Origin of the sequence: Bradyrhizobium sp. sBnM-33 (assembly GCF_032917945.1) — a bacterium.
Taxonomy (GTDB): Bacteria; Pseudomonadota; Alphaproteobacteria; order Rhizobiales; family Xanthobacteraceae; genus Bradyrhizobium.
In genome coordinates this window covers 5,076,310-5,097,417 of sequence record NZ_CP136624.1, presented here as the reverse complement: position 1 = coordinate 5,097,417, position 21,108 = coordinate 5,076,310, and the positions used below count along the sequence as shown (strand labels likewise).

The 21,108-nt window shown below is 62.3% G+C and carries 19 protein-coding genes; 7 read left to right on the top strand and 12 right to left on the bottom strand.

The window, feature by feature from the left end; genetic code table 11:
* Positions 1-10: 10 nt before the first annotated feature.
* Positions 11-1,510, bottom strand: a complete 1,500-nt coding sequence (locus RX328_RS23765) for an NAD(P)H-hydrate dehydratase (RefSeq protein WP_213250464.1) — start codon at positions 1,508-1,510, stop codon at positions 11-13.
* 115 nt (positions 1,511-1,625) lie between these two features.
* On the bottom strand, positions 1,626-1,802 hold the full coding sequence (locus RX328_RS23760) for a hypothetical protein (protein WP_213250466.1): 177 nt from the start codon (positions 1,800-1,802) through the stop codon (positions 1,626-1,628).
* A gap of 119 nt (positions 1,803-1,921) precedes the next feature.
* Between RX328_RS23760 and RX328_RS23755 the strand changes: the two genes are divergently transcribed.
* Positions 1,922-2,260: a P-II family nitrogen regulator gene (locus RX328_RS23755; protein WP_027537227.1), complete on the top strand. Its 339-nt coding sequence runs from the start codon at positions 1,922-1,924 to the stop codon at positions 2,258-2,260.
* A gap of 134 nt (positions 2,261-2,394) precedes the next feature.
* Complete coding sequence (glnA, locus tag RX328_RS23750; protein WP_213250469.1) at positions 2,395-3,804, top strand: type I glutamate--ammonia ligase; 1,410 nt, start codon at positions 2,395-2,397, stop codon at positions 3,802-3,804.
* A 177-nt stretch (positions 3,805-3,981) separates the two neighbouring features.
* Here the strand turns inward: glnA and RX328_RS23745 are convergent, their stop codons facing one another.
* Entirely contained in the window at positions 3,982-4,635 is a 654-nt protein-coding gene (locus RX328_RS23745; RefSeq protein WP_249726271.1) for a BBE domain-containing protein, read from the bottom strand.
* Entirely contained in the window at positions 4,598-5,365 is a 768-nt protein-coding gene (locus tag RX328_RS23740; protein WP_249726272.1) for an FAD-binding oxidoreductase, read from the bottom strand. Before RX328_RS23740 ends, RX328_RS23745 begins: the two co-directional genes overlap by 38 nt.
* A 120-nt stretch (positions 5,366-5,485) precedes the next feature.
* On the opposite strand from RX328_RS23740, the gene RX328_RS23735 reads away from it, so the two are divergent.
* Entirely contained in the window at positions 5,486-5,818 is a 333-nt protein-coding gene (locus tag RX328_RS23735; protein ID WP_249726273.1) for a hypothetical protein, read from the top strand.
* A gap of 72 nt (positions 5,819-5,890) precedes the next feature.
* On the opposite strand, the gene RX328_RS43810 is transcribed toward RX328_RS23735, so the two are convergent.
* Positions 5,891-6,058, bottom strand: coding sequence for an MBL fold metallo-hydrolase (locus tag RX328_RS43810; RefSeq protein ID WP_213250475.1), 168 nt, complete (start codon positions 6,056-6,058; stop codon positions 5,891-5,893).
* Positions 6,059-6,903: 845 nt separating this feature from the next.
* Between RX328_RS43810 and RX328_RS23730 the strand changes: the two genes are divergently transcribed.
* A complete protein-coding gene (locus RX328_RS23730; RefSeq protein WP_213250478.1) occupies positions 6,904-10,227 on the top strand; it encodes an AAA family ATPase in 3,324 nt (1,107 codons plus the stop codon).
* A gap of 209 nt (positions 10,228-10,436) precedes the next feature.
* The gene (locus RX328_RS23725; protein WP_249726274.1) at positions 10,437-10,973 is read left to right on the top strand and encodes a DUF992 domain-containing protein; all 537 of its coding nucleotides are present in this window, start codon (positions 10,437-10,439) and stop codon (positions 10,971-10,973) included.
* A gap of 1,821 nt (positions 10,974-12,794) precedes the next feature.
* Here RX328_RS23725 and RX328_RS23720 read toward each other — a convergent pair.
* Both RX328_RS23720 and RX328_RS23715 read right to left on the bottom strand, forming a co-directional pair.
* Positions 12,795-13,565 carry a gamma-glutamyl-gamma-aminobutyrate hydrolase family protein gene (locus RX328_RS23720; protein ID WP_213250480.1) on the bottom strand — a complete coding sequence of 257 codons (771 nt, stop codon included), beginning with the start codon at positions 13,563-13,565 and terminating at the stop codon, positions 12,795-12,797.
* A 123-nt stretch (positions 13,566-13,688) separates the two neighbouring features.
* Entirely contained in the window at positions 13,689-14,384 is a 696-nt protein-coding gene (locus tag RX328_RS23715; RefSeq protein ID WP_213250483.1) for a hypothetical protein, read from the bottom strand.
* Positions 14,385-14,530: 146 nt separating this feature from the next.
* Between RX328_RS23715 and RX328_RS23710 the strand changes: the two genes are divergently transcribed.
* Positions 14,531-15,661, top strand: coding sequence for an AI-2E family transporter (locus RX328_RS23710; RefSeq protein ID WP_213250485.1), 1,131 nt, complete (start codon positions 14,531-14,533; stop codon positions 15,659-15,661).
* A gap of 6 nt (positions 15,662-15,667) precedes the next feature.
* Here the strand turns inward: RX328_RS23710 and RX328_RS23705 are convergent, their stop codons facing one another.
* Positions 15,668-15,970, bottom strand: a complete 303-nt coding sequence (locus RX328_RS23705) for an antibiotic biosynthesis monooxygenase family protein (RefSeq protein WP_213250487.1) — start codon at positions 15,968-15,970, stop codon at positions 15,668-15,670.
* Between the two features lie 214 nt (positions 15,971-16,184).
* Here RX328_RS23705 and RX328_RS23700 point away from each other — a divergent pair, with 214 nt between their 5' ends.
* Complete coding sequence (locus tag RX328_RS23700; protein WP_213250489.1) at positions 16,185-18,338, top strand: carboxypeptidase-like regulatory domain-containing protein; 2,154 nt, start codon at positions 16,185-16,187, stop codon at positions 18,336-18,338.
* A 10-nt stretch (positions 18,339-18,348) separates the two neighbouring features.
* On the opposite strand, the gene RX328_RS23695 is transcribed toward RX328_RS23700, so the two are convergent.
* From RX328_RS23695 to rplM, 4 genes are all read right to left on the bottom strand, one after another.
* Complete coding sequence (locus RX328_RS23695) at positions 18,349-18,585, bottom strand: hypothetical protein (RefSeq protein ID WP_213250492.1); 237 nt, start codon at positions 18,583-18,585, stop codon at positions 18,349-18,351.
* Positions 18,586-18,702: 117 nt separating this feature from the next.
* Positions 18,703-19,920, bottom strand: a complete 1,218-nt coding sequence (locus tag RX328_RS23690; protein ID WP_213250495.1) for a GGDEF domain-containing protein — start codon at positions 19,918-19,920, stop codon at positions 18,703-18,705.
* 234 nt (positions 19,921-20,154) lie between these two features.
* Positions 20,155-20,631 (bottom strand): 30S ribosomal protein S9, encoded by a 477-nt coding sequence (gene rpsI / locus RX328_RS23685; RefSeq protein ID WP_065747101.1) that lies wholly within the window; start codon positions 20,629-20,631, stop codon positions 20,155-20,157.
* 1 nt (position 20,632) lies between these two features.
* Positions 20,633-21,097 carry a 50S ribosomal protein L13 gene (gene rplM, locus RX328_RS23680; protein WP_057839142.1) on the bottom strand — a complete coding sequence of 155 codons (465 nt, stop codon included), beginning with the start codon at positions 21,095-21,097 and terminating at the stop codon, positions 20,633-20,635.
* Between the last annotated feature and the right edge of the window lie 11 nt (positions 21,098-21,108).

Sequence of the window (21,108 nt, the reverse complement as noted above, 5' to 3'; positions counted from 1 at the left end):
AAGCCGCCCGTTAATACTCGATCCCGAACTCGTCATAGAGCCGGCGGAACACGGCGGGCAGCACTTCCGGCAAATCCTCCGCGATCAGGCCCGGCCCCGCCTCGCCCGCGGCTTCGCCATGCATCCAGACGCCGATGCTGGCGGCTTGATAGGCCGGCACGCCTTGCGCCAGCAGCCCCGCGATGATCCCCGCCAGCACGTCGCCGGCGCCCGCCGTCGCGAGCCAGGGCGGCGCGTTCGACGCAATGCTGGCGCGGCCATCGGGTGAGGCCACCACCGTGTCTGGCCCCTTCAGCAGCACCACGGCGCCGCAGCGCTGGGCGGCATCGCGCACCCGCTCCAGCTTTGACCTGCCGGGGTGCTTGTTGCTCATGTCGCTGAACAGGCGCGGAAACTCGCCCTCATGGGGGGTCAGCACGACCTGCGGGTCCTCGCTCGCCCTGATCTGCTCAAACAGCCGCGCCGGCGCTTCGGCAAAACTCGTCAGTGCGTCAGCGTCGAGCACGAGGCCGCGTTTCGTCGAAAGCGCCGTGTGGACGAAATCGCGCGTGCGCGCACCGATGCCGGCGCCCGGCCCGATCACGACGGAGCTAAGCCGTTTGTCACTGAGCATGTCGCCGAATTCGACGGCGGTATCGACGGGACGGACCATGACTGCCGTCAGCGCCGCGGCATTGACAGCCAGCGCATCGCGCGGCGAGGCCACCGTGACGAGGCCGGCCCCTGCCCGCAGCGCCCCACGCGCCGCCAGCCGCGCCGCGCCGGTCGCCGCCAGTTCCCCCGACAGCACGACGGCGTGGCCACGGGCGTATTTATGGCCGTCGATCGCCGGCACCGGGAAGGATGTTTGCCAGCTCTGTGGAATATTTTCGAACGTCTGCGGCCGGATCTCCTCAAGCACATGCGCATCGATACCGATCTCGGCGACGCGGACGCGGCCGCAATGCTTGCGTCCGGGCATCAACAGATGCGCCGGCTTGCGGCGGAAGAAGGTCACGGTTTCGACGGCGTTGATCGCTGCGCCCATCACCGCGCCCGTGGTGCCGTTGATGCCGCTCGGCAGGTCGATGGCCAGCACCGGCGCGCCGTTGGCGTTGATCGCCTCGATCATCTCGAGCGGATCGCCCTTGACCGGACGGTTGAGGCCTGCGCCAAACAGCGCGTCAATGATCAAGGCCGGCTTGCCGATCGCTTGCGGGTTGAACGGCAGCACCGGGTATTTCCAGCCGCGCGCGGCGAGCGCGGCATCGCCCTGCAGGCTGTCGCGCTCGCACAGCAGGATGATGGAAACCTCGCGCCCGCGCGCGGCGAGTTCGGCGGCCGCCACAAAGCCGTCGCCGCCATTGTTGCCGCGGCCGGCGACGACGACGATCGGGCCCCCCTCGACGAGATTCATCGCGGCCTCCGCCACGGCCTGGCCGGCGCTCATCATCAGCGCAAAGCCGGGCGTGCCGCCGGCGATCGTCAGCCGGTCAGCCCGCTCCATCTCGGTCGTGGTCAAGACTTCCATGCCGAATCCTCGATCCGTCCGCCTTTTCTGAAGGCATATCCTCGTCCCGCCCGCGGCCCGCCTCGCCTCACCTGCACACGAAATGACCGGTTTGCCTATTTTGTAAGCTTCGCTATCATGCGAGCCGCCGGCGCACCTCTTTCACTTGCCTGTTAAAAGTCTGATAACGTTCCGAAATCAGCCGCATTAACAACTTGGCATAGACCCTGCTTTTGAGGAAGCCGGTTGGAAAACCGAGCTCAGGATCGTCGCAGTCCAGCGGCAATAATGAGCAGTCCAGCTTTGCAATCATGAGCAGTTCCGGCTTCGCCGGATGCAAGGATCAAACCAGACGGCGCCAGGTAAGTTCACCGGGCTGCGACATCGAAACTATCAGCACTCTGCAATTTGGAAATGCCCGGGAGGCGCTCAGTGAAGAAGATTGAAGCCATCATCAAGCCATTCAAGCTCGACGAGGTGAAAGAGGCGCTTCAGGAAGTCGGACTGCAGGGTATCACGGTCACCGAGGCCAAGGGGTTCGGCCGCCAGAAGGGACACGCCGAGCTCTATCGCGGTGCGGAATACATCGTCGACTTCCTGCCCAAGGTGAAAATCGAGATCGTGATTTCGGACGAGCTGGTCGAGAAGGCGATCGACGCGATCCGCCGCGCCGCCCAGACCGGGCGCATCGGCGACGGCAAGATCTTCGTCTCGAATATCGAGGAAGCGATCCGGATCAGAACCGGAGAATCCGGGCTGGACGCTATCTGAGCCGGGTGCTATCCGAAAGTTTGCGACTGAAAAACAAGAAAAGGGCTGCTTCCGCGGCCTGATTTCGTTCGCGATGCCTCGATCGTCTGCGAATGTCGCGTTCTGGAAACCGTCCGTAGCCAAAAGGGGTATTCATGAAGACCGCTAAAGACGTCCTGAAGTCGATCAAGGACAACGACGTAAAATACGTCGATCTGCGCTTCACCGATCCGCGCGGCAAGTGGCAGCACGTGACCTTCGATGTCAGCATGATCGAAGAGGACACCTTTGCCGAAGGCCAGATGTTCGACGGCTCCTCGATCGCCGGCTGGAAGGCGATCAACGAATCCGACATGAACCTGATGCCCGACCCGGCCACCGCGACGATCGATCCGTTCTTCGCCGAGACCACCATGGTCATCGTCTGCGACGTGCTGGAGCCGACCACCGGCGAGCCTTACAACCGCGACCCCCGCGGCATCGCCAAGAAGGCGGAGGCCATGGTCAAGTCGATGGGCGTCGGCGATACCGTGTTCTTCGGTCCCGAGGCCGAGTTCTTCGTATTCGACGACGTGCGCTACCAGACCACGCCTTACAACACCGGGTTCAAGCTCGACTCCTCGGAATTGCCGATCAATTCGGACACCGAATATGAGGGCGGCAACCTCGGTCACCGCATCCGCACCAAGGCCGGCTACTTCCCCGTGCCGCCGCAGGACTCGGTGCAGGACATGCGCTCGGAAATGCTTGGCGCTATGGCCAAGATGGGCGTCAAGGTCGAGAAGCATCACCACGAAGTCGCTTCCGCCCAGCATGAGCTCGGCATGAAGTTCGACACCATGACGCTGATGGCCGACCAGATGCAGATCTACAAATACTGCATCCACCAGGTCGCGCACATCTACGGCAAGACCGCCACCTTCATGCCGAAGCCGGTCTACGGCGACAACGGTTCGGGCATGCACTGCCACCAGTCGATCTGGAGGGACGGCAAGCCGGTGTTCGCCGGCAACAAATATGCCGACCTCTCGGAGACCTGCCTCCACTACATCGGCGGCGTCATCAAGCACGCCAAGGCGATCAACGCCTTCACCAACCCGTCGACCAACTCCTACAAGCGCCTGGTGCCGGGCTATGAAGCCCCTGTGCTGCTCGCCTACTCCGCGCGCAACCGTTCGGCCGCCTGCCGCATCCCCTATACGGCAAACCCGAAGGCCAAGCGCGTCGAAGTCCGCTTCCCCGACCCGATGGCCAATCCCTATCTCGGCTTCGCCGCGATGCTGATGGCAGGCCTCGACGGCATCAAGAACAAGATCGATCCGGGTCCGGCCATGGACAAGGACCTTTACGATCTGCCGAAGGAAGAGCTGAAGCTGATCCCGACTGTATGCGGCTCGCTCCGCGAGGCGCTGGAAAATCTCGACAAGGACCGCGCCTTCCTCAAGAACGGCGGCGTGTTCGACGACGACTTCATCGACAGCTTCATCGAGCTCAAGATGACTGAGGTCGAGCGTTTCGAAATGACCCCGCATCCGGTCGAGTTCGAGATGTATTATTCGCAGTAATCATTGGCGGGATTTCCCGCCGGCGTCACTCACTGCCCGAGAAATGCGAAAGGCGCTCCCGGAAGGAAGCGCCTTTTGTTTTGTGGCGGCCATTCCTCTCCGGACTTGAAGTTGCCCGCCCTCGCCGAATGCCGGCACAGCATTTCGCAGCTTGAATCGTTCGGCAGACGTGATCGTCTACGAGTGCAGCGGTCTGATGTTCTGATTCACGCAGAAGAAGTTTGTCGGGTCATACTTGGCTTTCAATGCAACAAGACGATCGTAGTTGTCGCCATATGTTGCTTTGAGCCTACTGTCGTCCCCATCGTCCATCATGAAATTCACATAACCACCGTCAGCCGAGTATGGATGCACGGCCTCCCAATAGCCTTTGGTCCAGCGGGTGATTTCGCCCGCCTTTTGCGGATTGGGATCGATGCCGGCGATGACCATCGACCAGGTCGCGTCGCGCGTATTCCAGGCAGTGTCGCTCTTGCCAATGCGACGGACGGCGCCGTCGATCGGATAAAGATGCATGAGCGAGAGCGAGCTCGGCAGTTTCTGTGCTTGGGCGATATGGGCGTCAATCGCTTCGTCGGTCAGTTCTTTCACAAAATCGCCGCGCCAGTACCATTGCAGACCTTTCGGGAAGAACGGATCGAACATGGACTGGAGGGCTGGATAAGGCATTTCGCCCATCCAGTTGAAGAGCGGCGGGGGTAGCGTTCCGAGCAACTTGGCCATGACCGCCTGGCCGTCTTCTGTCGGACCATTGTAGCAGGCGATGATGGCGCAGGCGCGCTTACCCTGATGCTCAGCCGGGAACGGGTCTACCGGCGGAACGGTCTTCAACCCGACAAAGGCCCCGAGCTCCTCGGGGGCGCCAGGCAGGAACCCGGTACGTCTGCATGACGGTCCGGGCATCTTTGAGATCCCAGAAGATTGGACCGGCATAGACCATGTTCACCGGATGGGCCTGGAACAGGAAGCTTGTGACGATGCCAAAATTGCCGCCACCGCCGCGCAGGCCCCAATAAAGATCAGCGTTCTCTGATTTGTTGGCCGTGACAATGCGACCGTCGGCGAGCACGACATCCGCCTCAAGCAGATTGTCGCTGGTGAGGCCGTGCTTGCGGGTGAGGTATCCGGTGCCGCCGCCGAGGGTGAGGCCGGCGATCCCGGTCGTCGAAACGATACCCGCCGGCACTGCGAGCCCGTAGACATGTGTGGCGTGGTCGACATCGCCCTGCGTGCAGCCGGGACTGGCGCGCACAGTACGGGCGGTGGGATTGACCCGCACGCCCTTCATCATGGACATGTCGATCATCAGCCCGTCATCGACACTGCCAAGGCCCGGCCCGTTGTGTCCGCCTCCGCGGATCGCAACCTTAAGATCGTTCTGCCTTGCAAAATTTACGGCGGCTACAACGTCAGCGACGTCGGCGCATCGCGCAATCATCTCCGGACTCTTATCGATCATCCCGTTGTAGAGGCTGCGTACGGCGTCATAGTCGGCGTCCGTTCGCCTGATGACGGGGCCGCGCATGTTGCCGATGAAGGCTTCAGTGGCCATGGCTTGCATGATCTCCTCCTCTTTCACACAATGATCGGCCAGTTGGGCTGGGTGGACTTAAGTGGGACTTACGCCGTCCCAATTCCAATCGCTTGGGAGCCATCTGAACGCTGTGCCGGCGCGAACGACATGACCAATCCCGGGAAACGGGAGATGGTAGGTCGAGACCATCACCTTCTCGCTCGCACATCGATCGAGAAAGGCTCGGCGTGTCTTCGCGCCTTGATCGAGATCCAGGTCGAACCCGCCGCGCCAATCGGGGTGCTGGAAGGCGACGGCGCGGTTCCCAACAACATCTCCCGTACAGAGCTGGCTAGAACCGGACGCGATCTGGACCGAGGTGTGGCCGGGCGTGTGCCCGGGTGTCGCTATCGCCGTTATGCCCGGGACCACCTCGCCGTCCGGCTTCACCGTCCGAATCCGATCATTGATCGCCGCGAGCGTTTCATGTTCTGGCGATAAAGGCCGCCCCAACGAGCATGACTTTCAAACGGATGCTGAGGCTGCATCCAAAATTCAATTCCGCTTCGCCGATCACAGATTCGGCGTTTGGAAAGGTCCGCTCGGTGTCACTTGCGTTAGCCACCCCCACAGGTGATCCGGATGGGCATGCGTGATCAGGATTGTGTCGACCTCCTCCGGCTTGATCTCGGCGGCCGCAAGGTTCTGAAGTAGACGGCCTGCGGTCGGCTGCTGCTGCATCTTTCCCCGTGAGCCTGCGTCGATGAGTACAAGGCGATCCCCGTATTCACGGCCAACACATTCACCTGGAGCGTAGATTTGTCCGTGGGCTGGAAGTCCGAGGCAAGGACGGCATCGCGTTCCGCTTTAGGCGCCTCTGGCCAGAGCGCCTCCGCTGGAAAGGCTATTGTGCCGTCGCTTACGACGGTGAGTTGGAACTGCCCGAGACTGAACCGATAGAATCCTGGCGCCTGACTTCTTGAGACTGGTGCGCGAGCTCGGGCACCACCTCCAATCGACGACTCACCAACGAGGCCAACCACAGCGCCCCCGGCAGCTGCAAGGAAATGACGACGATCAAGCGACATCTTATCCTCCCTTGAACGGTGTTGACCGCGGGACGGCAGACTTCGCTAACGATGCAGGCCGCCCCACAAGAGCAGTCCCACTCGAAGTTATGCTTTTTCCTTCGCAATGGTGCTCGTTACTTAGCACAATGGTGCTCGCACTAAACCTGCTTTGACACTCGCTCCGATCAATTCTTCATCAATGCGTCGGTTAGTTTTGAACGGGAAGGTTGCTAAATTGCACCGCCATCTTGGAGGGCCGGTCCAGACCCGAACCAGTGGCGGAGATTTCTGGACCACGGATGTATGCTGCGGGGCATATGTTCGGATCCTATTGGGGCGTGCCGGCGTCAGCATCATGCGGCAGATTTGGTCTTTGCCTCGCGTCGCCTGTCGATGGCTGGCCGTTGCCGGCGGGATCTCCGGTCGACGGCGAGCAAGCGCAGGCAAGCAATCCCCGCGTAGTGTCCCATTCTCTGCTAAACTTCGCAACGGGACTGGCTGGCGGAGCGTCGCGGAATGGACGTCGCGCAGTGGCTTGAAGATCTCGGCCTTTCCAAATATTCGGCGCTGTTCCGCGAGCAGGCCATCGATGCTGACGTGCTGCCGTCGCTCACGGACGCCGACTTCGAGAAGCTTGGTCTGCCGCTCGGACACAGAAAAAAGCTGCTAACGGCGATCGCTGCCCTGGAGGCCGCGCCGTCGTCCACCGCCTCAATCCGGCGGCCGCACGCGGAGCGCCGCCAACTCACAGTGATGATCGTCGACCTTGTCGGCTCGACGTCTCTTTCCACGCGGCTCGATCCCGAGGACATGCGGGAGACGCTGACCGCCTACCAAAACGCAGTCGCGGGCGAGATCACACGCTTCGAGGGACACCTTGCCAAGTTCATGGGTGACGGCGTGTTGGCCTACTTCGGCTGGCCGCGTGCGCACGAGGACGAGGCTGAGAGGGCGGTGGCAGCCAGCCTCGCGACCATCGAGGCCGTGGGCCGTTTGCGGTCGCCAGACGGCCACCCGCTTGCCGCGCGGATTGGGATCGCGACAGGGCTCGTCGTCGTAGGTGATCTTCTCGGCACTGGTGCGGCGCAGGAGGAAGCGGTCGTCGGCGACACCCCGAACCTCGCCGCCCGCCTGCAGGCCGTAGCCGGGAGCGGCGAAGTCGTCGTCGCTGAGCAAACACGGCGCCTGCTCGGCGGGCTGTTCGAGCTCGACGACCTCGGACCATGCGAACTGCGGGGCTTCGGAAAACCGATCAACGCTTGGCGGATAGTCCGCACGGGCGCAGCGGAGAGCCGCTTTGAGGCACTCCACACAGCGGGCCTGAACCCGCTCGTTGGGCGGGAGCAGGAATTGGGACTTCTCCTCGAGCGCTGGCATCTCGCCAAGAATGGCGAGGGTCAGGCGATGCTTCTCGCCGGGGAGGCCGGAATCGGCAAGTCGCGACTCATCGAGGCGCTCCGAGAGCGGATCGCCGACGAGCCGCACACTCGAATTTCCCATCGTGCCTTGCCATACCACGCCAATACTGTGCTCTGGCCATTCATCGACCAGCTTGAACGAGCGGCGGCGTTCGAGCGTGACGACACACCTCCAATGCGGCTCTCCAAGCTCGTGTCTTTGCTTGCGCAAGGGACCGACGATCTCACCGAAGCCGTGCCGCTCATCGCGGCTCTCCTCGGCATTCCAACGGACGGTCGATACCCGCCGCTCGACCTCATGCCACAGACCCAGAAGCGCAAGACACTGGAGGTGCTTCTCGCACAGCTCGAAGGCCTGGCCCAGCGACGGCCGGTTCTCTCAGTGCTTGAGGACGCGCACTGGTTCGATCCAACATCGCTCGAGCTTCTCGAGCTGATCTTAGAGCGGGTCCAGCGCCTGCCGGTGCTCGCAATCATCACGTTCCGGCCGGAGATGACGCCGCCCTGGCCGTCCTTCCCGCACGTAACGGCCTTAACACTTAATCGCCTTGCGCGCCGGGCAGCGGCAGCTCTTGTCGAGCACACGTCAGGCGGGCGCCGCCTTTCTCCGGCAGTGGTGGACGAGATTGCCGCGAAGACCGAGGGCGTTCCGCTCTTCATCGAAGAACTCACCAAGACCGTATTGGAATCGGGCATGCTGCGCAATACGCCCGAGGGTCTCGCGCCGGTCACGTCGCGCGGCGCGCTTGCCATTCCGGCGAGTCTGCAGGACTCCCTGATGGCCCGGCTCGATCACCTGGCTTCGGCCAAGGATCTGGTCCAGGTCGGCGCCGCCATCGGCCGCGAGTTCACCTACGAGCTCCTCGATGCAGTCGCCGGACGAGAACCGGCTGATCTCGACCAGGCGCTCGCCCGGCTCGTGAAGTCAGAGCTCGTCTTTCAGCGCGGCACACCGCCCGAGGCGGTCTATACGTTCAAGCATGCGCTGGTCCAAGACGTGGCCTACGCGTCGCTGCTTAAGAGTCGACGGAGCGAGCTCCACGGCCGGATTGCTGCCGTCCTTGAGGCGCGGTTCGCCGACCTTGTCGCGCGTCAGCCCGAACTCCTTGCGCACCATCTCACAGCAGCCGGGCATGCCGATCGGGCGATCGACTTTTGGTTACGGGCCGGACAGCTAGCGGTTGGCCGATCGGCAAACAGGGAGGCGATAAGTCATCTGACCACGGCCCTTGAGATGCTCGGGAACCGCCCGTCCACCGATGAGCAGTTGTGCCGCGAGCTCGAGGTGCAGATTGCGCTGGGTCCCCCGCTGACCGCAACAAGAGGCTTTGCCGCTCCAGAGGTCGAGACGGCGCACGCCAGAGCGGAGCACCTGGCGCGACAGTACGGACACCGTCGCCATCTCGCCAGAGCGTTGCGCGGCCTGTGCTATGTGAATCACGTACGCGGTCACATCCTGCGCACGAGTGAGCTGTGCTCCGAGCTCGTCGACCTGGCAGAGCAAGGGGACGATCTCGTGATGCAAGCCGACGCGCACAATGCCCTGGCGTTCAATCTGTTCCACCAGGGCGAGCACCGATCGGCGCGCGAGCACTTGGAGATTAGCAGTGCAAAGATCGTGCAGGCTGGCGATCCCGCCAATGCCTTGTCGCGCGGCGTCAACATTCACGTCTTCGGCCGTGCCTATAGGGCTCACGTCGACTGGCATCTTGGGTTCGCGGACACCGCGCTTCGGTCTATGCAGGATGCGATCGATCTGGCCGATCGGCTCGTCCACCCGTTTAGCTTGGCGGTGGCACTCGCCTACGCCGCGATGCTTCACCAGTTCCGCCGCGAGCCGACGGAAGCCCGCGCCCGTGCCGACGCGGCTCGCTCAATCTGCACCGAACACGGGTTCAGCTATTATGACGCCTGGGCCGCGATCATGACCGGCTGGGCTGTCGCCGAGGAGGGCAACGTCGAGGATGGTATCGAACGCGTTCGCGTCGGCGTGCGGGACCTGCGGGCCACCGGGGCTGAGCTGCGTTTACCGTATTATTTGGGAATCCTTGCTGACCTTTGCCGCCGAGCGCAACGGCTTGAGGACGCGATCGTCACTCTCACCGAGGCCCGCGCTGCCGCCGAGCGCAATGAGGAGCATTGGGCCGACGCCGGTCTGCACCTGCTCGAGGGGGATCTCGCGCTAGCAATCAGCGACCAAACGCAGGCGGAACGCTGCATCCGCCGCGCAACGGCGAGCGCGCAAGCCCAAGATGCTCGCGCACTTCTCCTACGAGGCCGTACAAAGCTCGCCCGCCTTCTAGCGGAGAGCGATCGACGAGCGGAAGCCAACGATGAACTCGCCAAGATCTACGGCTCGTTCAATGAGGGCTTCGAAACCGTCGATTCCCGCGAGGCCAGGGCAGTTCTCGATGGAATTTGAAAACATTTGGAAAAATCGCGCGTAAGAAATTCCCGTCTACATTCACATCACGTTTCTTGTTCGCGACCTTGGGTGCAGAAGTGCAAGGGCTCCAAGCGCAGGTCCGATGCCGAGACGCTCGGCTGGAGGCCATTACAGGAACGGGAACCTCGCAATGTCGCTGGGCGTTGAGGGGGTCCACCAGAATGCGTCGAAGGAGGACGCCGCCCATGAACAAAACAACCCTGAATAGAATAACGTTAAATAGTCTCGCAACCACATGCGTTGCCCTGGGGCTCGCCCTTGCCATGGCTCCGGCCACGGCTCAGGACACCGGCCGGACCAGGGTCGGCACGCTCACCTGCAACATAGCGCCCGGTGTCGGCCTCGTTGTTGGGGGGCAGCGGCAACTGAGCTGCATCTATGCGTCAGCGAGAGGCAGGGCGCGCGAGGCTTATGAGGGCACCGTCAGCACGCTTGGCCTCGATATCGGTGCCACGACCGGCGGCCAGTTGACCTGGGCGGTTTTTGCGCCGACCAGGCTGCCCCGGGCGGCATTGGCGGGAACCTATACGGGTGCGACCGCCGGCGGCACGGTAGGCGCCGGAGCAAGTGCCAACGTCCTGGTTGGAGGCCCGGACCGCCGGGTCATCATGCAGCCGGTATCCGTGCAGGCGCAGACGGGCGTGAATATTGCGGCAGGCGTATCCACAATGGAGCTGCGGCCGGCCGCTGCGCCCGCGCCCGCACGTCGCAAGGCCCAATGACGACATCATCGCAGGTGAACCAGTCGGCGGCTTGCCGCGGGGATCACTGCCACAAGATGCGAAAGGCGCCTCCATTCGGGCGCCTTTTGTTTTTTGCAGTCCATAGGATGGGTGGAGCGAAGCGATACCCATCATCTCAAGCCTTGCGGGAACGATGGGTTTCGCTTCGCTCTACCCATCGTTCCGTCATCTGGTTTGCCCATCATGTGGGTTTCAACCGCGGCGAGGTGTGCATCGAGAACGGCAGCGAACGCCTCGGGCGAACAGCCGGCAGCGGAAAGCTTCACTTCGTACATGCGAGCCTACGCCGCGGAATCATTGCTTCGTCGGCGGGACTGGCAGGGAATAGTAGTCTATCTTCAGCTGCTCCCGGATCTCGTTCACGCACTCGGCAGCTCGGTGGCTAAGGTCGACGCATTTGTCTGCGATCGAACAGATTTCGTTCACCGTGGCCTTATTGGCTGGCTTGGATTTTTGTTTGAAAATTGGATCTTTGGTCCCCACGGATCGGCGCCAGTCCCCAATTGTCGATGCTTACGAGCGTCTCTTCCGTATGGTCTGTGGTGTATTGGGAATGGCAATAATAGTTTCTCGCCTCGGTGGCAGGCTCGAACTCTTCCAGGCAGCGCAGCAACTTGGATCTTGTGTCATCACTCAATCGCCTCTCATGTCTCGCAAGATTGTAGACCAGTTGCATGCGCCGGCGGGTGCTTAAGATTGAGGCCCACGCAATATCAGCGTTGCCGTTAGGGGTACCTGCTAGGCAAAAGTATGCCGCGTAAAAACAAGATTCGCAGTTGGCCCAGACGGCGACCAGTTTGCCAACGCTGAGTAATAATTGGGTCGTTACGTCGAGCTCCGGCGGGATTAGAGAATACGTCGATGCTGGTTTTTTTGGCAAGGAAGCGTCCTGGTTAGTGACACTCCTACAGTCTGGTCCAAAGGTCATCGAGGAGCAATGTGGGGTAACCTGCTACTTGCTGCTTACTGATTTTGCCTCGCTTGCAAGCGCGATGTCGTGCCAAGGCTGCGACAAATCAACACGACGGGCAAATCACTTCTGATTTTCAGAAATCGCGTCAAGCCCAGGAATCAAAAAGAATCAAAAATATTTCGCTTAACTTGGCACGCAAATCATCTGCATAACTCCGCCCGTCTCACCCGATTGAGGGGCGGATCGCGATCGTCACGAACGTGCGGTGAGATGCGATGGACGCTGATGGCGCGCTAGACGTACGCGCCGGAAGCGTACGGCGAAGTCGTGTGGTCCGGACGCCGCGGTGCTGGCGTTAAGTTACGTGGAAGTTTCCGCGTGGCGACGGTGGCAAAAGAGCCGTTCACCGGGGAGAGCTCGAAGTAAGCCGTAAAGCCATTGCGCAGGGAAGGCCGGGATGCTCCCGCTGTACCTGTATGCTCGTGTGCGCGTTCTTAGTGCGCAATTGCACACGAGACCGCGGGTGCGGCGCGCACCCGGTCTTCCCTGCGCCCTCTGAACAAGAGGGCGGGAGGTTAGTAGCAAACCTCGGGCAGTTCATGTCGCGAGAATGCGAACGCACACTCAGTTGTCATCGCCCGGCTTGACCGGGATCCAGTATTCCAGAGACGCCAGTGATTGAACCGAGAAGCCGCAGCGTACTGGATCCCCGCCTTGGGATGACAGTCGAATGTTACGTCGCTATCTCAACGTCGTTGCGAGCGCAGCGGAGCAATCCACATCTCCACTTGCCGTGCGATGGATTGCTTCGCTGCGCTCGCAATGACGTGGTTAGGCCAAGGCGCACTGGATACTGCACCTGTGCGGAATGTTCGAATGACGATTCCCTATGCCGCCCGCGTGTGCGCCTTGAGCGCCGCCCCGAACGCCTCGAACAGCTTGCGATTGATCGGGTTGCGCTGCGGGTCATACTCGGCGTGCCACTGCACACCGAGCGCAAAGCTCGGCGCGTCCGCGATCCGGATCGCTTCGATGGTGCCGTCCTCGGCAATGCCTTCGATGACGACGCGCTTGCCCGGCTCGAGGATCCCCTGCCCGTGCAGCGAGTTCACCCGGATTGTTTCGCAGCCGAGCAGGCTTGCAAAGGTGCCGCCGGGCGTGAGGTGGACGTCGTGGCGGTCGGCGAACACGACCGTCGGGTCGGGATGGATCTCGCCGTTCTCCAGGCGCGGCATGCGGTGGTTGATGCGGCCTGGGATTTCGCGGATTTCCGGATGCAGCGAGCCGCCGAAGGCGACGTTCATTTCCTGCAGGCCGCGGCAGATGCCGAAGATCGGCACGCCGCGGGCAACGCAGGCCTCCGTCAGCGCCAGCGCGACGTCGTCGCGATGGATGTCGTAGGGCTCGTGCTTCTCATGCGGCTCGGTCTTGAAGCGCATCGGATGGACGTTGGCCCGTGCCCCGGTCAGCACGATGCCATCGACGACGTCGAGCAGCGCGCCGATGTCGGTAATCTCGGGCGACCCGGCAAACATCAGCGGCAGTGCCCCCGCTACGTCGGTGACCGCGCGCAAATTGCGCTCTCCGACCATCTGGGTCTGGAAACGATTTTCGACGCGATAGGCGTTCCCGATCACACCGACCACGGGCCGTCTCATCGCCAATTTTCCGCTGTCATCGTCTTGTGCAAGAACCTTCTGGATTGGGCCGCCATTGCAGACGATAATGCCCGCGAGCCGGCGGCGGATCAATATCCGGCAGTGGCCAGCGGGCCTGCCCTGCTATTTTCGCGTGAAAGCCTCCCGGGCATCGATGCCGTCGACCCCCGGCAAACCGGCCGCCCGGAGCGCCGCGGCAGCCGAATTGCCTTCATTGCCCAGCCACGGCAGTTTCGCCCGAATTCCACGCGTGACCGGTTCGCCCAGCGCGCCGCCGAAATCGACCGGCCAATATCCGTTCGGCACCACTTCAGCCGAGATTCCCTGAAGGCGATAGCCGCTGCCGAGCACCGCCTCGGCATCGCCGGGCGCCACCTGCCGCGCGGTGCCGGGATTGGCCGGATCGGTAAAGGTCACGAGCACCGGGATCAACGCGTCCTTTACCGGCACGACGCCGGTCAACCGGCTCATCTCGTTAAACGAGACCCGCTTGCCGGCCGCCGCCGTATAGGCGCGCAGAGCCACGTAGTTCATGTCGTCGAGGACGACGTTGTTATCGACATGCACGAGCAGTGCGACAAGGTTTTTGCCCTGCCCGAGATCGACGAAAATAGCGTCGCCGACGGTGCGGGTCTGACCGCGGCGGGTGTAGCTGCGATCAGGATGAACGGCCACCACGCCAGATGCCGATTTGCGCCCCTCCGGCGTCTCGACCTCGACCGACAGACGATATTTGTGGGCGGGACGGTTGATTCTGATCTGGTCGCCGATCACCAGCGCCGCCAGCAGCGCAATCGGACCAAACCATTTGAAATTCATTTCATCCCCGCCGGCGCCACATCGGATTCATCTACCGCTTGGCATAACGGATGTGGCAGCGTCAAACCGGCGCGTGCGCTCCCGCTTGATCCCAGCGGCGTTTTTGGCGAAAGACTGCAGACAACATTCTGCGAAAAGGAATCAATGTGACAGGTCCGGCTGACAATCGCCTTCAGGCCCGCAATGATTTGGCGTGGGCGATATCGGTCGGCGGCATCGGCGTCGTGCTGTTCGCCGCCCTGCTCGTGTTCACCTGGCATTTTGCCGCGACGCTGTTTCTGATCTTTTCCGGTGTCCTGCTCGGCGTCACCCTCAACGCCATGAGCAACCTGCTCGGACGTGTGTTGCGGCTGCCGCATGCGCTGCGGCTGACCGTAGTCTGCCTGGTGGTCGCGGGCATGCTGTCGGGCATCGTCTTTCTCGGCGGCACCACGATCGCCCAGCAGACGACGACGTTGAGCAACACGCTCAAATCGCAACTCGTCAACGTCAAAGGCTTTCTGGAACGGAACGGCATCGACACCAGCTTCTTCGATTTCGGCACGCTGTCCTCGACGCCAGATGACGGCACGCCGGCGCCCGCCGCGACGGCGACGCCGCATACCCTTCCCAGCGCCGGCACGATTGCGGCCAGCGGCGGCGCCATCTTCAGCCAGAGCCTGAAACTGATCCTGGGTACCGCCAGCGCAGTCGGAAACTTCTTCATCGTGCTGTTTTTAGGGATCGCCTTCGCGACCCAGCCAAGCGTCTACCGCAACGGACTGCTGTTCATGGCGCCGAAGAAGCATCGCGTGCGCGCGGTTACGATCATCGACCGCATCAGCGAGACGCTGGAGCGCTGGCTGATCGCGCAGATCATCACCATGGTTGCGGTGTTCCTGGTGACCTGGATCGGGCTCTCGATCATCGGCATCCAGAGTTCGTTCATCCTGGGCATCCAGGCCGGCCTGCTCGCCTTCATCCCGACGGTCGGCGCGATCCTCGGCGGGCTGATCGTGGTGCTGGCAAGCCTTGCTTCGGGATGGATCGCAGGCCTCTCCGCCTTCATCCTGTTCCTCGGCGTGCACGCGCTGGAAAGCTACGTGCTGACGCCGATCATCCAGCGCCAGGCGCTGGACATTCCGCCTGCGACGCTGTTTGCGTTCCAGATCCTGCTCGGCGTCGTCTTCGGCATCTGGGGGCTGGCGCTCGCGCTGCCCCTGATGGCGATCGCCAAGGTGATGATCGATCATTTCAAGGCGGAAGTGGCGCCCGCCGCCCTCACGACGGCGGCTTGAACGGTGTCAGTCCGCCGTGGTCAGCACCGTCTCGGTATGCTCGACCTCGGGCGGCGAAGCAAAGTACGGGCCGACCAGCGCGCGCCAGGCGGTGAAATCTTCCGAGCCGCGAAAGTCCACGGTGTGGTTTTCCAGCGTCTCCCACTTCGCCACCAGCCGATAACGCTGCGGCTTCTCGATCGACTTGTGCAATTCAAACTCCTTGCCGCCCTTGGCGCGCAGGAACAGCGGGCGGGCCTTGGCAACGGCCGCTTCAAAATCCTTCTCGGTGCCCGGCTTGACGTCGATTTGCGCGATTTCGGTGATCATTGGTTATGCCCTCTCGTGAGAATTGGCGTGTCTAACCCAGCCGCCTCAAAAGCAAAAGGCGGATGCATAGGCGTTGTTGCGACGCACGCCAGTCCTTGATGCCGCAAGCGTGAGGAAACCGCGCGCGTGACATGCTGCCGCCGCAACCCTGGTCTGGTGTAGGCTTGCGCCAACAACGAGCGACAACAAGCTCATGGTCGCGGGGAGAGAAACAATGAATCTCGGTCGGATCCTGTTCTCCTTCACCCTGGCTGCGGCGGCAAGTGGACTGAGCTTGATGGCGGCGCCATCGCAAGCGCAGCAGCCCGCAGCGGTCGCCATCGACAATGATGATATCGGCGGCGCGGTGCGCGGACCGAACGGCCCGGAGCCCGGCGTCTGGGTCATCGCGGAGACAAATGAGTTACCGACAAAATTCGCCAAGATCGTCGTCACCGACGACCAGGGCCGTTATGTGATCCCGGACCTGCCGCCGAACGTGAACTACGCGATCTGGGTACGCGGCTATGGCCTCGTGGATTCGCCCAAGCTGCGCGCCAAGCCCGGTCAGCAGGTCAATCTCACGGCAGTCCCGGCGCCGAACGATGCCGCCGCCGCTCATTATTACTCGGCGGTCTACTGGTACACGATGATGAAGATCCCGCCGGCAAAGGATTTCGGCGGCTCCACCGAGATCCCGAAGGAGATCACGCAGGACATCTGGCGCCAGCGGATGAACAATGTCGACTGCATCGGCTGCCATCAGCTCGGCCAGGAATCCACCCGCACGATCCCGGCGGGGTTCGGCGAATTCAAATCGCACGAGGAAGCCTGGATGCGCCGTGTCGCCGCAGGCCAAACCGGCGAATGGATGGTGAACCGGCTCGCGGGGCAAATGGGCGGCGTGCCGTTCAAATATTTCGGCGACTGGACCGACCGGGTCGCCAAGGGCGAGCTGCCGAAAGAAAAACCACCGCGGCCGACCGGCATCGAGCGCAATGTCGTGATCTCGTCGTGGGAATGGGCGACCGAAAAACACTTCGTCCACGACCTGATTTCCTCGGATCGCCGCTACCCGACCGTCAACGCCTACGGCCCGCTGTACGGGGCGAACGAATATTCCTCCGACGACATGCCGATCCTCGATCCCAAAACGCACAAGGTGACGTTCTTCAAATTGCCGGTCGCCGATCCCAACGCGCCGGAATCATTCGGCCCTCCGCTGCATGGCACGGCTCTCCTCAATCCGGTCAGTCCCTCGGCCTATTGGGGTGACGAGAAGATCTGGAGCCAACGGAGCAACAATCACAACAGCATGTTCGACAAAAAGGGCCGCCTGTGGTTGGCGGCGGCCGTGCGCGGCATCGACAACCCGGCGTATTGCAAGAAGGGATCTGATCACCCGTCGGCTAAGGCTTTTCCGCTCGAACGCTCCGGACGGCAAGTGTCGGTATTCGATCCCAAGACCCAGAAGTACAGCTTCGTCGATACCTGCTTCGGCACCCATCATCCGCAATTCGGCTACGACGCCGACGACACGCTTTGGACGTCGGGAACCGGACCGGTCGCCGGCTGGATCAACACCCGGCTCTGGGACGAGACCGGCGATGCCGTCAAAGCGCAGGGATGGGTACCCTTCGTGCTCGATACCAACGGCAACGGCAAGGTCGACGAATATACCGACCCGGGCAAGCCGGCGGAGGCCGGCAAGGACATGCGGATCGCGGGCTCGGGCCCCTACGCGGTGATGCCACATCCGACCGACGGCTCGGTCTGGTACACCGTCAACGTGTTCGTCGGGCCGCCCGGCTTCCTGCGCTTCGATCCCAAGACCAAACTCTCGGAGTTCTATGCGATCCCGAAGGAAGGTATCGGCGTTCGCGGCGGCGACATCGACAAGAACGGCGTGCTCTGGGGCTCGGGCTCGAACGGCAGCCTGATCCGCTTCGATCGCAGCAAGTGCAAGGCGCCGCTGAACGGGCCGGGCGCGACCGGCCATCACTGCCCGGAAGGCTTCTCCTACTTCAAATATCCGGGCCCCGGCTTCGAAGGATTCGAGAACTCCAGCGCCGAGGCGAGCTACTACACCTGGGTCGATCACCACAACACGGGCGGCCTCGGCGAGAACATCCCGATCTCCACCGCCAACCTCAACGACGGCTTCGTCGCCTTCAAGGACGGGCAGATGGTGATGCTGCGCATCCCCTATCCGCTCGGCTTTTTTGCCAAGGGCCTCGACGGACGCATTGACGATCCAAACGCAGGCTGGAAAGGCCGTGGTCTCTGGAGCTCGAGCGGCGATCGCACACCCTGGTTGATGGAAGGCGGCAAGGGCTCAAAGCCGCGGGCCGTCCATATTCAGGTACGCCCCGATCCATTAGCGAAGTGAGGAGTAGCAGCTAGCCGAACAGCAGCGCCGTGCCGGCGACCATCAGCGCAAAGCCGATGAACAGGATGGCAGGCCAGCGCATTCTGCGCTGAACGTAACGCCCCTGCGCACGGCGTTCGGTGATGAGCGCCATCTCGAATTCTTCCGAGGTCGAGAACATGCAGCCAAACCCGCCGCGGGCGGAGGCTGCGGCCGCTTCGAGCGACATCAGGGCAGCCTGTGGGTTTTGTCTGCGGGATGGATCCATGCGCGGATGATATGGACGGAATGGTAAACGGGAGGTTACCGCGCGCGCCATCGCATGGAGAGCGATCCAAAGTGTTGGATCAATCTCCCGAGATATCGCGTTGTTTGAGCAGCACGTTTAAGTCGCCGCCGGCGCCTGGCGTTGCGAAGCTGCGCGCCCCGCCGTCTTGCGCCGCCACTTCTCGAGCGACAGCGGCAGTTCTTCCGCCGCCTCGACCCGATTGCGGCCGCCGCGCTTGGCCTGATAGAGCGCGGTGTCGGCTGCCGCCAGCAACACTTCGAGCTCCGTGCCCGCCGGACCGCCAGCGACGCCGATGCTGACGGTGGTGTCGACCGGTCCCTCCTCGCAGACAATGTTGGACGCCTCGAACGCCTCGCGCACGCGCTCGGCCACGATCACGCCCTCGTCCAGCGAACACGCCAACAACGCGGCGAACTCCTCGCCGCCGATGCGCCCCGAGAGATCGTTGATGCGCAAATTGCTGACCACGACAGTGGAGAACAATTTGAGAATTTCGTCGCCCGCGGGGTGGCCGAAGCGGTCATTGATGCTCTTGAAATGGTCGATGTCGAAAATCATCACCGTCACCGGCCGCCCGGCGGCGGCTTCGCGTTCGATCACACGGTTGCAGGCTTCCGTAAAACCGCGGCGGTTCAGCATTCCACTCAAAGGATCGACGGACGCCGCGGTCTTGTGCACGGTGACGGCGCGGTCCGATACCAGCATGAAGATGACGAACACGGTGCCGATCGCATACAAAATCAGTTCGATCGAGAATGCCGTCACCCAGATGCTGCTGGTGAAGGTCTCGTCGTGCGGGCGCAGCAGGCTGCCGAGCAGGATCGGCAGCGCCAGCACGCAACCATGCATGACGGGCACGGCGATCGCGGGCCAGCGGTTGTGCATCGTCCGCCGCCGTTCGCTCCACAATTCGGAAGCCGTCAGCCCCGCATAGATCGCGACGATCGCCGCGCCGACAATCAGCCGCATGGCGGGATTCAAGGATGGCACAGCCAGCGCGGTGCCGACCCAGGCGATCGCGCCGAGGAAAAGCCCCGGCAGATTGGGCTTGCGGCCGTGGAACACGCGCGAAGCGTTCCAGACCATGCCGCAGGCCACGAAACCAAGCGCATGCAGCGCCAGCAATAGCGGCTCGCCGAGTTTGGCGCCGCCGACGGTCCAGATCGCCACCGACGACGCGCCAAGCAGATAGGCCGTCCCCCACCACTTCAAGGCTGGAATGTTTTCCTGCTTGCCGAACAGCACCAGCATGGCCCCGAGCATGCCTGCGACCATCGTGGCAAATAAATACAGCGTGGAAGTATCGAACGACATGGGCTCACCCGAACGCGTGTGATGCAACTTGTTCGGCGCACACTGAAAATGCATTTCGCGCCATCGCATCGCGGACACTAGGAGGGCCGAGTTCCAATTTCGTGAGTGCGGGTAAGCAAGTTTTCACGAAAATCCGTGGTAACCCATCACTAAATGGTAAGCAAAAAGGGCGCCGATCGGCGCCCTTTTCCGTCTGGTGAATGCAGCAATCCGCTGCAAATTTTAGCGAAGCAATTAGCGCTTCGAGAACTGGAACGACTTGCGCGCTTTGGCCCGGCCGTACTTCTTGCGCTCCACGGTACGGGAGTCGCGGGTCAGGAAGCCGCCCTTCTTCAGCACGCCGCGCAGATCTGGCTCGAAGTTGGTCAGCGCCTTCGAGATGCCGTGACGGACGGCACCCGCCTGGCCCGACAGACCGCCGCCGGCGACCGTGCAGATGACGTCGTACTGGCCGGCACGCGCGGCCGCGACCAGCGGCTGCTGGATCAGCATGCGCAGCACCGGACGGGCGAAGTAAACCTCGACTTCGCGGGTGTTGACCATGATCTTGCCGGCGCCCGGCTTGATCCAGACGCGGGCGACCGCATCCTTGCGCTTGCCGGTGGCGTAGGCGCGGCCGTATTTGTCGACCTTCTTGACGTATTTCGGCGCTTCCGGAGCGGCCGTCTTCAACGACGCCAATTGGTCGAGCGACTGCATGGTATCCGACATCTTATGCGGCCCTCATGTTCTTGCGGTTCATCGAAGCGATATCAACCTTCTCGGGCTGCTGGGCTTCATGCGGATGTTCGGCGCCGGGATAAACGCGCAGATTGCCCATCTGCACGCGTCCGAGCGGACCACGCGGGATCATGCGCTCGATGGCCTTCTCGACCACGCGCTCGGGGAAACGGCCCTCGAGGATCGACTTCGCGGTGCGCTCCTTGATGCCGCCGATGAAGCCGGTGTGCTTGTAGTAGACCTTATTGTCGCGCTTGCGACCGGTCAGCACCACATGCGCCGCGTTGATAATGATGACGTTGTCGCCGCAATCGACATGCGGGGTATAGGTGGGCAGATGTTTGCCGCGCAGGCGCATCGCGACCAGAGTGGCGAGCCGGCCGACCACCAGACCCTTGGCGTCGATCAGGACCCACTTCTTGGTCACCTCGGCGGGCTTTGCCGAATAGGTTTTCATGTGAGGAAATC